Here is a 12,672-nt window from a genome sequence, read left to right as displayed (position 1 = left end):
AGAGGAAACGACCGCCGAGCCGATCATCCCCCACCGAACCGATGACGCATCAGAAATTGCGCACCAGAGTCCTGGACGAGGACAAGGTCAACGCCGACGGCGGCGCCATCGCCCTGGGTCACCCGCTCGGCTGCTCCGGCGCCCGCATCCTGCTGGCCCTGCTCGGCCGGCTGGAGCGCGAGGACGCGGCGCGCGGCCTGGCCACCCTGTGCGTCGGCGTCGGCCAGGGCGTGGCGATGCTGGTGGAACGGGTGTGACCAGGAGGCCACGGCACCCGCGCACGCCGACGGGACCCGCCCCGGGCAGGCCCCCGCTGTGGTGCGGCAGGAGCACACCTCGCCGGTGCGGCAGGGGGACGCCTCGCCGGTGACGCGGGGCGCGCCCCGCCGCGGCCGGTCGTCGTGGCCGCGGCGGGCGACCACCTGCCACGGTCCGCCGCCGGGCCCGCGGCGGGCCGATCCCCGGGCGGCGGCCGGGCGCCCGACCGGCGGCCCGCGGCCCCGCGTGCGCCACCCCGCGTACGCCGCGCCGCGGGCCGCGACGGGCGCCGGCCTGCCCGCACCGTTGGAACCGATCAGGTTCCGGCACTTGCCGAAACCCGGGATTCACCGCATATCATGTACCGAACGAACGGTCGGTTGGGATTGGTGGTACGGATGACGGCACAGCAGGCCGACGCCCCGGCGCTCGACGGCGCGCCGCCCGCGCTGCGGGAGCACTTCGAGGCGACGATCGAGCGCGACCAGCGGATCGAGCCGCGGGACTGGATGCCCGAGGGCTACCGCAAGACGCTGATCCGGCAGGTCGCGCAGCACGCGCACTCGGAGATCATCGGCATGCAGCCGGAAGGCGAGTGGATCACACGGGCGCCGTCGCTGCGCCGCAAGGCGATCCTGTTCGCCAAGGTCCAGGACGAGGCGGGACACGGCCTGTACCTGTACTCGGCGGCCGAGACCCTCGGCGCCGACCGCGCCGAGCTCACCGAGCGGCTCATCGAGGGGCGGCAGAAGTACTCGTCGATCTTCAACTACCCGACGCTGAGCTTCGCGGACGTCGGCGTGATCGGCTGGTTCGTGGACGGCGCCGCCATCTGCAACCAGGTGCCGCTGTGCCGTTCCTCCTACGGCCCGTACGCCCGCGCCATGGTGCGGATCTGCAAGGAGGAGTCCTTCCACCAGCGGCAGGGCTACGAGCTGCTGATGACGATGATGCGCGGCACCCGGGCCCAGCGGGAGATGGTGCAGGACGCGGTGGACCGCTGGTGGTGGCCGTCGCTGATGATGTTCGGCCCGCCCGACGACGCCTCGCCCAACTCCGCGCAGTCGATGGCCTGGAAGATCAAGCGGCACAGCAACGACGAACTCCGCCAGCGGTTCGTCGACATGACCGTCCCGCAGGCCGAGAAGCTCGGGGTCACCCTGCCCGACCCGGAGCTGCGCTGGAACGAGGAGCGCGGCCGGCACGACTTCGGCACGCCGGACTGGGACGAGCTCATGCGGGTCATCAAGGGCGACGGCCCCTGCAACACCGAACGCATCGAGCGGCGCCGGACCGCTCACGAAGAAGGCGCCTGGGTGCGCGAAGCGGCCATGGCGCACGCCGCCAAGCAGGCGGCCCGCGCCGCGAAGGGAGCGGTGGCATGACCTCCGACCGGCACGGCTGGCCCCTGTACGAGGTCTTCGTGCGCGGCAAGCGCGGCCTCAACCACGTCCACGTCGGCTCCCTGCACGCCGCGGACGACGCGATGGCGCTCACGCACGCACGTGACCTGTACACCCGCCGCAACGAGGGCGTGAGCATCTGGGTGGTGCGCTCCGAGCACATCGCCGCCTCCACCCGCGACGAGAAGGACCCCTTCTTCGCCCCCAGCGCGGACAAGGTGTACCGCCACCCCACCTTCTACGACATCCCCGACGACGTCCCCCACATCTAGGAGCAGGGCATGAGCGACGACCACGTCTACATGACCCTCGCCGAGGGACAGGACGACGGCGACGCGCGCTGGGCCTTCGGGACCGGTTTCGAGGACCCGCTGCACGGCGTGCCCACGGCCGTTCCCGAGGGCGTCGACCGGGAGGAGCTGGCCGCGACCTGCCTGACACTGGGCGACGACGCCCTCGTCACCGCCCAGCGGCTGGCCGAGTGGACCACACGCGCACCGGAGCTGGAGGAGGAGGTCGCCCTCGCCAACATCGGCCTCGACTTCCTCGGCCAGGCCCGGCTGCTGTACGCCCGCTGCGGCCAGGCCGACGGCACGCGGCGCGGCGAGGACGCCTACGCCTACTTCCGCGACGCCGACGCCTTCCGCAACGTGACCCTGGCCGAACTGCCCAACGGGGACTTCGCGTTCTCCGTCGCCCGGCTGCTGGTCCTCTCCAGCTGGCGCCTGGCCCACTTCGAGCAGCTCGCCACCACCGGCGACCCGGTGCTCGCCGCCATCGCCGCCAAGGGTGCCAAGGAACTCACCTACCACCGGCAGTACGCGGCCGAGTGGGCCGTCCGGCTCGGCGACGGGACGGCCGAGTCCCACCGGCGCATGCAGAACGGTCTCGACCAGGTGACCGCGCACCTGGGCGAGCTGTTCGCGGCCCACGACGCCCGCGGCGCCGTGCTCGCGGTGCTGGAACAGGTCACCGGGGCCGCGGGCCTGAGCCTGACCGAGGTGCCCGGGCCGGCCGTAGGCGGCGGCGGACGCGAGGGCGACCACACCGAGCACCTCGCCCCGCTGCTGGCGGAGCTGCAGGGGGTGGCCCGCGCCCACCCGGAGGCGACATGGTGACCACACTCACCGACCCCCGGCGCGCCCGGCACATCGCCGAGCAGGTGCCGGACCCCGAACTGCCCATGCTCACCCTCGCCGACCTCGGCGTGCTGCGGGACGTCAGCGTGGCCGCCGACGGCACGGTCGTCGCCTCCCTCACGCCGACGTACTCGGGCTGCCCGGCCATGGCCGAGATGCGGGCCGGTGTCGCGGCGAGGCTCCGGGGCGCCGGCTACCGGCACGTGGAGGTCCGTACGGTCCTGGACCCGCCGTGGTCCACCGACTGGATCACCGCCGAGGGCCGCCGCAAGCTCGCCGAGCACGGCATCGCGCCGCCCGGACCGGCGCCGCGCCCGTCGTCCGGCCCGGTGCCGCTCCTGCTGTCCCCGACCCGGCGGGTGGTGGCCTGCCCGCGCTGCGGTGCCCGGGACACCGAGGAGACCTCCCGCTTCGGCGCCACCTCCTGCAAGGCGCTGTGGCGCTGCCGCGCCTGCCGGGAACCGTTCGAGTACGTCAAGGAGATCTGATGGAGGACCTGTTGGCCACCGACGCCGCCGTTCCCCCGCGGGCGCGGCGTGCCCGCCGCCGTCCGGCCTTCCACACCCTGCGGGTCGCGGACGTCCAGCGCCTGTGCGAGGACGCCGCCGCGGTGAGCTTCGACGTGCCCGAGGAGCTGGCAGAGGAGTTCGCCTTCGAACCCGGGCAGTCGCTCACCCTGCGCCGCGAGATCGAGGGGCGCGAGGAGCGGCGCTCGTACTCGATCTGCTCCCCGGCGGGCTCCCGGCCCCGGATCGGTGTCCGCGTGGTGCCCGGCGGCCTGTTCTCCTCCTGGCTGGTGAACGAGGTCGAGCCCGGCGACACCGTCGAGGTGATGGGCCCGGTGGGTGTCTTCACCCCCGACCTCACCACGCCCGGGCACCACGTGCTCATCGCGGCCGGCTCGGGCATCACCCCCATGGTCTCCATCGCCGAGTCGGTCCTCGCCGCCGACGAGGGCTCGCGCGTCACCCTCTTCTACGGCAACCGCCGCACCGGCTCGGTGATGTTCGCCGAGGAACTGGCCGACCTGAAGGACCTCTACCCGGCCCGGTTCCAGCTCGCCCACGTGCTGTCGCGCGAACCGCGTGAGGCCGAGCTGCTGACCGGCCGCCTCGACGCGGACCGCCTCGCGGCGCTCGTCGACGGCCTGGTCGACGTCGCCGAGGCCGACCACTGGTGGCTGTGCGGCCCGCACGGCATGGTCCGCGACGCCCAGAAGGTCCTCACCGGGCTGGGCGTGCCCGAGGACCGGGTGCACCAGGAACTCTTCTTCGCGGGCGAGGAGCCGTTCGCCCCGGTGCGGCACGAGGAGAGCCGGGCCGACGGCCCGCTCAGCGAGGTCACGGTCGTCCTGGACGGCCGCACCACCACCTCCGCGCTCTCCCGCGGGTCATCCCTCCTGGACTCCGCCTCCCGCGTACGCCCCGACCTGCCCTTCGCCTGCAAGGGCGGCGTCTGCGGCACCTGCCGCGCCCGGATCACCGAGGGCGAGGCGGAGATGCGCCGCAACTACGCGCTCGAGCGGGCCGAGGTCGACGCCGGCTATGTGCTCACCTGCCAGAGCTTCCCCCGCTCCGACGCCCTGACGGTCGACTACGACTCCTGAGGCCGCACCTGCCGCGCGGCCGTCTCCCGCGCGGCCGGGGCCGGCGGGGAGACGGCCGCGGGGAGCACGGGCCGCCCGGGGACTCCCGGCCCAGGTGTTCAGGATGCGTTCAGGACGGCGCTGCCAGGCTCACGGGTGGCGATCGCCGGTCCGCGGTCGTCCAGCTCGGAGCGCCCGCCCCGTCACGGGGCCGGGCGCCCTGCCGCACGACCACCCGAGGAGCCCCCCACCTTGCGACAGCCGCACGTGCTCACCGACCTCGACGCCGCGGGCGCGCGGAAGCCGGTGACGAAGAAACTGCCCGAGGTCACCCTGGCCTTCTGGATCATGAAGATCGCCGCGACGACGCTGGGCGAGACCGCCGGAGACCTCTTCTCCCAGACCCTCGGACTGGGCTACTTCCTCACCACGGTCGCCCTGTTCCTGATCTTCGTGGTGACGCTGGTCCTCCAGTTGCGCTCCGGCCGCTACGACCCGTTCCTGTACTGGGCGGTGATCCTGTCGACCAGCATGGCCGGCACCACCATGTCCGACTTCATGAACCGCGACGCCGACGCCCGGTACCTCCCCCACGGTGCCACGTCGCTGGGCTGGGGCCCGCAGGGACTGGGCCTCGGCTATCCGGCCGGCGCGGCCATCCTGGTATCGGGCCTTCTGGCCATCTTCGCCCTGTGGAGACTGAGCGGGATGACGTTCCGGATCCGCGACATCGTCACCTTCCGCGGCGAGGCCCTGTTCTGGTCGGCGATCCTCGTCTCCAACACGCTGGGCACCTCCATGGGCGACTTCCTGTCCGACAGCTCCGGCCTCGGCTACGCGGGCGGCGCGCTGCTCGTGACCGGGGCGCTCGCGGCGCTGGTCGTGCTGATGAAGGTGCCCGCCGTGCCGAACACGCTGCTGTTCTGGATCGCCTTCGTGCTGACCCGCCCGCTGGGTGCCACCGCCGGCGACTTCCTGACCAAGCCGGTCGGCACGGGCGGCATGGACCTCGGGACGGCGGGCTCGTCGGCCGTCCTGCTCACCGTGCTGCTCGGTCTGATGGCCCACGCGCGGATCCGGCAGCGCCAGGCCCCGGCCGGTCTGTGACGGAGCGCGGACCGCTCACCGGCCGTACCCGGCGGGCAGCGCGCGCCGCGTCCCGGCCGGCCCTCAGCCGGCCGGCAGATCGGCGGTGAAGCGCGCCCCTGAGGTGTGGCCGCGATCGTGGGACACCTCGCCCCCGACGGAGCGGGCCAGGCGTCGCGCCAGCGGCAGCCCGAGGCCCGCGCCGTCGTGTCCGTCGTCGTGGTCGGCGCGGCGTCCGGGCTGGAAGAGGTCGTCGAGGAACGTCTCCGGCACGCCGGGACCGTCGTCCGTGACGTCGATCCGCACCCCTCCGGGAACCTGCCGCGCGGAGACGGTCAGGCCGGAGCGGGCGTAGCGGAAGGCGTTGGCGAGCAACGGGCTGACGATGCGCTCGAGCAGCGCGGGTGCCACACCCGCCTCCAGGGCCGGATCGGGTACGTCGACGACTGCCGTCACCCGCCTCCCGGCGCCGGGCGCGCCGAGCGTGTCGACAAGTCGGCACAGGACGGGTGCGACGGCGGCGGCGCCTGGGGCACCGGGGGCCGCGGCGGTGCTCCGCGCGGTCGCACGGGCGTCGTTCAGCAGTGTGTCGCAGATGGTGCGCATGGACTGGGCGGCCTCGGCGATCGCGTCGAGCGTGGCGTGCGTCTCGGCGGCGCGGCGGGGACGCGAACGCCACCAGTCCAGCTCGACGACGATGCGGGTGAGCGGGGTGCGCAGCTCGTGGGACAGCTCGCACGTGAGCTGCCGTTCATGGCGCAGCACGGCGCGGATGCGGTCCAGGAGGGCGTCCAGCGAACTGCCCAGGCGGGCCAGTTCGGCCGGATGGCTCCCGTCGCCGAAGCGCGCGTCGGAGCCGACCGCGCTCCACCGGATGGCCTGGTCGGTCATGGTGCGCACCGGCCGCAGGGCCCGCCCGACGGCCAGGCGGGTCAGCGCGTACGTGCACGCCAGCATGACGCCGTCCAGGATCAGCGAGCCCAGCAGCAGGCTGTCCGCCGAGTCGCGGTAGGGGTCAAGGTCCAGGGCCGTGACGACCGTGGCGCCGCCGCCGGGACGACCGGGCACCGGCCGGGAGCAGAGCCGTACCGGATCCGGGCCCCGCGGGTCGACGGTCGCACACGCCCCGCGGCGCTGTGCGGCGAGCCGGCCGGCGGCCCGGGTCACCCGGCTGCCGCCGGTGGTCGCGGGCGGCCTCTCCAGCAGGTGTCTCCCGGCGTAGATCCACACGTTCGCGTCGAGGAGGCCGTCGTTGCCGGACTCCACGACCCGCACCCGGGGGCCGCTGGTGTCGACGGTGGCCGAGACCGCGGCCGCGCGGTCGCGCAGTTCCGCGTCCGCCTGATGCCGCAGATGGCGGTCGATCACGGCGTTGAAGACGAGGGTCAGGGCCGCCGTCACCAGTGCGGCGGTGGCCAGCGCCACGAGCGAGAGCCTGCCTCGCAGGGTCCGGGGCGCCGGACGGCGCAGCAGACGGTTCACGACAGTCGGTGCCCGATCCCGCGCGCCGTGTTCAGGGCGAGGCCGCTGCCCGCCGCGCGCAGCTTGCGGCGCAGCCGGCTCAGGTACTGGTCCAGGGTGTTGTCGCTGACCTGGGCGCCGTACGGCCACGCCGCCCGGACGAGGTCGCGGCGGCGCACCAGGGCGCCGTTGGCCGCCATCAGCGTGGCCAGCAGCCGGAACTCCGTGGGGGAGAGGCCGAAGTCGGCGCCGCCGACACTGGCCCGGTGTCGGCTCGCGTCCAGCGACAGGTCGCCGCTCGTGGTCACGGCCGGGGGCGCGGCGCGCTTGAGCGTGGCGCGTAACCGGGCGATCAGCTCGGCGAGGTGGAAGGGCTTGGGAAGGTAGTCGTCGCCGCCCGCGGAGAATCCCGACAGCCGGTCGGTGAGCTGGTGGCGGGCCGAGAGGAAGATGACCGGGGCGGCGAAACCGCCCGCGCGCAGCGCGTGGCAGACGTCTCGGCCGTCCGCGTCGGGCAGGCCGATGTCCAGGACGACGGCGGCGATGTCGCCGGCGCCCAGCCGGAGGGCGGTGGCGCCGTCGACGGCCAGTACGGGCGTGAAGCCCTCCTCCGACAGGCCGCGGCGCAGCACGTCGCGCAGAGCGTGATCGTCCTCAACGACCAGGATCTTGTGGCGCATGGTCCTCCGCCGGGGCGTCGGTCGTGAGCGGTGTGCCGGGAAGCGTTCCTGCCGGAAGCCACCGGGCCATGGCCCACAGGCACACGGCCAGCCAGCCGGTGGCGAACAGCCAGCCCCCGAGGACGTCGGTGAGCCAGTGCACGCCGAGGTAGATGCGGGAGAGGCCGACCGCCAGGGCCCAGCAGCCGATGGTGATTCTCAGCAGGGGGGTGCCGCGCGGGGCGCGCAGTGCTATCGCGAGGACCAGCAGTCCGGCGGTCATGGCGGAGGTGGTGGTGTGCCCCGACGGGAACGACCAGCCGCTCGCGTGCGTGGCCCAGTCGGCGCCGGCCGGGCGGGGCCGGTGGATGAGCGTCATCACCCCGTAGCGCAGCGCCTGGCCCACCGCCAGACAGGCGAGGCCCAGCAGGGCGGTCACGAGACGCTGTCTGGCGGTTCGCCCCACCGCCAGACCGCACAGCAGGATCAGCAGGTAGGGAATGACGCCGGTCCCGGTGTCGGTCACCCCCCGGGCCACGGCCTGGGCCACCACCGGGCGATGGCCGACCGACCAGTGCAGGAGCCCGCTGTCCGGCCGCAGCGGGACGCCGTGCCGGCCCACCACCACCGCGGCGAGCACGGCGAACGCCGCCCAGGCGCCCAGAGCGACGCTGCCGGCCGTTCCTGCGGTGTCACGCCGATTCATGCGGCCCAGGCCCCTTCGTCGGGAACGGTGCGACGGCGGCGAACGCACGGAGACGGACGTCCACAGCGGTGTAGGAGGTCTACAGGGAAGTAGACCGTCTACAGAACTGTAGACGACCGACGGGGGCGCGGTGTTCCCCGAGGCGCGCGGCTGAGCCCCGCGAGATGCGGCGGTTCGGGGCCCGAAGCCCGAAAGATACCTCCTACAACCGGTAGAAGGTGCGGGGTAACCTGTGCGGTGAGGATGCGAAGGAAGGCGGACGGTGGAGTACCGAGAGGACGAGGAAGTCCGCGGGGCCTCCGGCAGAAGGGCGCGCGGCGAACTGGAGAGCGATGTGCTCGCCGCGCTCTGGGCGGTCGGCGGACCGCAGACCGCTCGCGAGGTCCGGGACCGGCTGCCGGGCGATCTCGCCTACACGACCGTCCTGACCATCCTGTCCCGGCTGCACGACAAGGGCACGCTCGTCAGGCGCCGCGAGGGCCGCGGCTACGCCTACGAGCCGATCCGGGACGAGGCGTCCCACACCGCCCAGCGCATGCACTCCCTGCTGCAGGGCGGCTCCGACCGCGAGGCGGTCCTGGCCCGCTTCGTCTCCGAACTGTCCGAGCAGGACGAGCACGTGCTCCAGCAGCTGCTGACCGGGCACGACGCCCCGGACGAGAGCGAGCGCGACCGCGGGAAGCGGTGAACCAGTGCTGATCAGCGTCTACGTCCCCTTCCTCGTCACGGCGGTGCTCGCGGTCCTCGCGCCCGCCGTGGCACGCCGGCTGCCGCCCCGCCCCGCTGCCTGGGCCCTGGCCTGCGTCGCCCTCGTGACCGCGGCGGGCTGGGCCGGCGCCCTCGCCCTGCTGGCCTTCACCGGAGTGGCCCAGATCCCGGAGATCGCGCAGGAGGGCCGCTGGTCCGTGGCCGTGCTCCAGGCCGAGGACCCGGTCTCCTTCGCCGTCGCGGCGGGCAGCGCCCTGGTGCTGACCGCGGGCGTCGTCGCCCTGGCGGTGGCCGCCGTACGGCAGGTCCGGCACGTGCTGTGGGCGCGGCGGGAGTGCGCCCGGCTGCCCGGCGACCTGGAGGTGGCCGTGGTCGACGACGACGCTCCCATCGCCTTCGCGCTCCCGGGGGCGCCGGGACGCGTCGTCGTCTCGCGGGGCATGCTGCGCTGCCTCGGCGACGTCGAGCGTGACGCCCTGTTCGCGCACGAGCGGGCGCATCTGCGGGGCCGCCACCACCTCTTCCAGGCGCTGTGGCGGCTCACGGCGGCGCTGAATCCACTGCTGCGGCCGCTGGCCACCGCGGGCGGCTTCGTCCTGGAGCGCTGGGCCGACGAGGAGGCCGCGCGGCGCGTCGGTGACCGCAGGGCCGTCGCTCACGCCGTCGGACGGGCCGCTCTGGCGTCCGCCGCTCCCGCTCGTCCCGTACTGGCCGCGACCGGCGGAGCGGTACCGCAGCGTGTGCGGGCGCTGATGGGCCCGCCTCCCGCCCGCCGCAGCCTGCCGTTCGTGGCGGGCGGCCTGCTGCTGGCGGTGTGCTGCGCGAGCCTGGTCAACGCTGCCTCCGACAGCGACCAGATGCTGGACCGGGCCCAGTCGGCCCACTGCGCGGCGCACGCGCCCACCGTCGGCGCGCTACCGTTGAAACCCCACCCGAGCGGCGCGGGCCGGCCGGCCAACTGACCGACCGGCCGACCGGCCAAGTGGCTGACCGGCCGACACGCGCGTGGTACACGGACGTGTGACGGCCCGGGTCAAGCTACTACAGCATGTAGAGTGGCTGTGTCTCTACGTCTTGCGGTAGGTGAGGCCAGGTCGATGACCGGGACCCGGTACATGGTGCCGCCGCGCTCCACCCGCCCGCCGGGCGGAGCCGCGCGGTGGAAGTGGGGAGGCGAGCCCTGGCTCGCGGCGGTGGCGGTCGTCTTCACGGCCGCCCAGCTGGTCCTCGTACGGCCCGCCCTGGGCCTCGGCTGGGACGAGACGGTCTACGTCAGCCAGGTCAGCGGACATGCCCCGGCCGCCTTCTTCAGCGCGCCACGCGCCCGCGGCGTCCCCCTGCTGGTGGCTCCGATCGCCTCCTGGTCGTCCTCCACGACGCTCCTGAGGGTGTACCTCGCCCTGCTGTCCGGCCTCGGCATGTACCTGGCACTGCGCGCCTGGCGCGGGCTGCTCCCGGTCCGGGTGCTGGCGCTGGGCGGGGCGCTGTTCGCCTCCCTGTGGGTGACGCTGTTCTACGGCCCCCAGGCGATGCCCAACCTCTGGGTGGCATTCGCCGCTCTCGTGGCGGTGGGCTGCTTCCTGCGGGCGCAGGCCGACCGCACCCGGCCGGGACCCGTATGGGGACTGGCGGCGAGCGCGGCCGTGATGGCGCTGATGCGGCCGACCGACGCGGTCTGGGTGACGCTTCCACTGCTCGTGGCCCTCGTCGCCCTGCCGCGTTGGCGGCACGGGCGGCTGCTGCTCGCGCTGGCCGGAGGGCTGGCGGCGGGCGCCGTCGAATGGGTCGTGGAGGCGTACGCCGACTTCGGCGGCCTGGCCCAGCGGCTGTCCGACGGCTCGCGCATCGAGGGCGGTCTCGGCGCGAACAACGCCATCGGTGACCAGCTCCGCAGCCTCGGCGGCCGCACCCTGTGCCGCCCGTGCACGGGGGCGATGCCCCATCCGGCCGTGATGCTGTGGTGGTTCGCACTGCCCGTCCTGGCCGCGCTCGGGCTGGTGGTCGCCCTGCGGGCGCACCGCGCCGCGTCCACCGCGCTGCCCTTCGCCTGCGGCGTGTCGGCCGCTGTCCCGTACCTGTTCCTGATCGGCTACGCGGCACCCCGCTTCCTGCTCCCCGCCTACGCACTGCTCTCGCTGCCCGTCGCCGGCGCGCTGCTGTACCTGGTGACCGCACCGCGGGGCCGCCTGCGCCCTGTCGTCGTGGCCGCGGTGACGATCGGCCTCCTCGGGCATCTGGCGATCCAGGCGATCGTGCTGGGGCACGTGGTCGACCGTACGACGGCGAACCACGAGCGCTGGGCGCGCGTCGCTGACGGACTGCACCGCCACGGCGTACGGCCGCCCTGCCTCATCACCGGGAACCCCGCGTCCGCGCCCGCCATCCCGATCGCGTTCTACGCGGGCTGTGCGTCCGCCGACACCGGTGGCCACAACGAGAACACCACCGCTGCCGCCTTGGTGCGCACCGCTCGCGCGCAGCCGGTCGCCGTCCTGACCGCCGAGGGCGGCAGGCCGCCCGCCTACGCCCGCGACTGGCACCCGGTCCACCTGGCCGCAGGGGTGGACGCCTACCTCGCCCCCGGTTCCGGGAAGGGGCCGGCCGGATGAGCGCCTCCTCCCTGGCACCCCGGCGGACGAGCCGGCGCACCTATGTGCACACAGCCGTCTCCTCGCTGGTGCTGCTCATCGGGGCGGTGCTGGCCGTGCGCCACCGGCAGGTCCTCGACAACGGCACGGACCACCTGGTCGTCGCGGACCGCGGCTGGCTGCTGCTGGCCGTCACGGCCGCGTCCGCGACCTGGCTGTGCGCGGCCCTGATCCAGCAGGGCGCGGTGGCCGTGCCGCTGCCGAGGACCCGGCTGGTGGCGGCGCAGTTCGCGGCCTCCGCCGCCAACCACGTCATGCCCGCGGGGCTCGGCGCGACCACGGTCAACTGGCGCTTTCTGACCCGCTGCGGCCTCACCCCGACCGCCACGGCGACGGCCCTGGCCCTGAAGGCGACCGCGAACACCCTCACGCGGGCCGTGCTGACAGCCGCACTGGTCCTGGCCGGCCCCGGCCTCATCCGCCTTCCGCACCTCCCCGCGGCGACCGCCCTCCTCGCGCCGCTGCCCCTCGTCCTGCTGCTTCCGCCGCTGCGCAGGCGCGTCGGCCCGCTGCTGCGCGGCGCGGCGGCGGAGGCCCGCGCGGTGCACGCCCGCCCCGGACGGGCAGGGGCGCTGTGGGGTGGCACCATCGCCTTCGCGGCCTCGCACGCGCTCACCGTCTACGCCGTCGCACACGCCCTGGAACTGCCGCTCCCCGCGGCCAAGGTCGCGCTGGCCTACCTCGTGGCGAGCGGCGCAGCCGTACTGCTGCCCACACCGGGCGGCCTCGGCTCACTGGACGCCGCACTCGCCTTCGCCCTGGTCGGCGTGGGAGCGCCGGGCTCCATGGCCGTCTCCGTCGTCCTCGGCTACCGGCTGCTGACGACCTGGCTGCCACTGGTACCGGGTCTCGTGGTGCTGGCGGTCCTGGCGCGCCGCAAGGCGGTGTGAGCCGGCCACGGCGGTCCGGCCGGCCTGCCCCGGGCGGGGCGTGACAGAAGTCACCCGAAAGCGTGACTCGATCTTGGAATGCCCGGTCTCCCGCCACTGCTGCACCGTTGGTGGGCCTGCCCTGTTCGG

General features: G+C 74.3%; 13 protein-coding genes and 1 pseudogene. 11 read left to right on the top strand and 3 right to left on the bottom strand.

The annotated features are described in order from the left end of the window. Positions 1-71 precede the first annotated feature (71 nt). The 7 genes and pseudogenes from ACJ9NR_RS01525 to ACJ9NR_RS01495 all read left to right on the top strand — a co-directional run. Positions 72-257: pseudogene (locus ACJ9NR_RS01525) on the top strand (3-oxoadipyl-CoA thiolase); the annotation flags it as partial. Positions 258-656: 399 nt separating this feature from the next. Next, entirely contained in the window at positions 657-1,643 is a 987-nt protein-coding gene (paaA, locus tag ACJ9NR_RS01520) for a 1,2-phenylacetyl-CoA epoxidase subunit PaaA (protein ID WP_412490211.1), read from the top strand. After that, entirely contained in the window at positions 1,640-1,933 is a 294-nt protein-coding gene (paaB, locus tag ACJ9NR_RS01515) for a 1,2-phenylacetyl-CoA epoxidase subunit PaaB (RefSeq protein WP_412490212.1), read from the top strand. The genes paaA and paaB overlap by 4 nt, the downstream gene beginning before the upstream one ends. Before the next feature lie 9 nt (positions 1,934-1,942). Continuing rightward, the gene (paaC, locus tag ACJ9NR_RS01510; RefSeq protein WP_412490213.1) at positions 1,943-2,779 is read left to right on the top strand and encodes a 1,2-phenylacetyl-CoA epoxidase subunit PaaC; all 837 of its coding nucleotides are present in this window, start codon (positions 1,943-1,945) and stop codon (positions 2,777-2,779) included. Then, complete coding sequence (paaD, locus tag ACJ9NR_RS01505; RefSeq protein WP_412490214.1) at positions 2,773-3,288, top strand: 1,2-phenylacetyl-CoA epoxidase subunit PaaD; 516 nt, start codon at positions 2,773-2,775, stop codon at positions 3,286-3,288. Before paaC ends, paaD begins: the two co-directional genes overlap by 7 nt. Beyond that, positions 3,288-4,406: a 1,2-phenylacetyl-CoA epoxidase subunit PaaE gene (paaE, locus tag ACJ9NR_RS01500; RefSeq protein ID WP_412490215.1), complete on the top strand. Its 1,119-nt coding sequence runs from the start codon at positions 3,288-3,290 to the stop codon at positions 4,404-4,406. Before paaD ends, paaE begins: the two co-directional genes overlap by 1 nt. A 231-nt stretch (positions 4,407-4,637) precedes the next feature. Then, positions 4,638-5,492: a COG4705 family protein gene (locus ACJ9NR_RS01495; RefSeq protein WP_412490216.1), complete on the top strand. Its 855-nt coding sequence runs from the start codon at positions 4,638-4,640 to the stop codon at positions 5,490-5,492. A 63-nt stretch (positions 5,493-5,555) separates the two neighbouring features. Here the strand turns inward: ACJ9NR_RS01495 and ACJ9NR_RS01490 are convergent, their stop codons facing one another. The 3 genes from ACJ9NR_RS01490 to ACJ9NR_RS01480 are packed head-to-tail and all read right to left on the bottom strand — an operon-like array spanning position 5,556 to position 8,297. Beyond that, positions 5,556-6,953: a sensor histidine kinase gene (locus tag ACJ9NR_RS01490; RefSeq protein WP_412490217.1), complete on the bottom strand. Its 1,398-nt coding sequence runs from the start codon at positions 6,951-6,953 to the stop codon at positions 5,556-5,558. Beyond that, entirely contained in the window at positions 6,950-7,612 is a 663-nt protein-coding gene (locus ACJ9NR_RS01485; protein WP_412490218.1) for a response regulator transcription factor, read from the bottom strand. Before ACJ9NR_RS01485 ends, ACJ9NR_RS01490 begins: the two co-directional genes overlap by 4 nt. After that, on the bottom strand, positions 7,587-8,297 hold the full coding sequence (locus ACJ9NR_RS01480; RefSeq protein WP_412490219.1) for a phosphatase PAP2 family protein: 711 nt from the start codon (positions 8,295-8,297) through the stop codon (positions 7,587-7,589). The genes ACJ9NR_RS01485 and ACJ9NR_RS01480 overlap by 26 nt, the downstream gene beginning before the upstream one ends. 262 nt (positions 8,298-8,559) lie before the next feature. Between ACJ9NR_RS01480 and ACJ9NR_RS01475 the strand changes: the two genes are divergently transcribed. From ACJ9NR_RS01475 to ACJ9NR_RS01460, 4 genes are all read left to right on the top strand, one after another. Further along, the gene (locus tag ACJ9NR_RS01475; RefSeq protein ID WP_412490220.1) at positions 8,560-8,985 is read left to right on the top strand and encodes a BlaI/MecI/CopY family transcriptional regulator; all 426 of its coding nucleotides are present in this window, start codon (positions 8,560-8,562) and stop codon (positions 8,983-8,985) included. A 4-nt stretch (positions 8,986-8,989) separates the two neighbouring features. After that, positions 8,990-9,967: a M56 family metallopeptidase gene (locus ACJ9NR_RS01470; protein ID WP_412490221.1), complete on the top strand. Its 978-nt coding sequence runs from the start codon at positions 8,990-8,992 to the stop codon at positions 9,965-9,967. A 135-nt stretch (positions 9,968-10,102) separates the two neighbouring features. Beyond that, positions 10,103-11,614 (top strand): hypothetical protein, encoded by a 1,512-nt coding sequence (locus ACJ9NR_RS01465; protein WP_412490222.1) that lies wholly within the window; start codon positions 10,103-10,105, stop codon positions 11,612-11,614. After that, a complete protein-coding gene (locus tag ACJ9NR_RS01460; RefSeq protein WP_412490223.1) occupies positions 11,611-12,543 on the top strand; it encodes a lysylphosphatidylglycerol synthase transmembrane domain-containing protein in 933 nt (310 codons plus the stop codon). The genes ACJ9NR_RS01465 and ACJ9NR_RS01460 overlap by 4 nt, the downstream gene beginning before the upstream one ends. Positions 12,544-12,672 lie beyond the last annotated feature (129 nt).

The organism is Streptomyces sediminimaris (assembly GCF_047049295.1).
GTDB classification, from domain to species: Bacteria; Actinomycetota; Actinomycetes; order Streptomycetales; family Streptomycetaceae; genus Streptomyces; species Streptomyces sediminimaris.
Note: the sequence above shows the minus strand (reverse complement) of the source record. Positions and strands in the feature narration are given on the sequence as shown.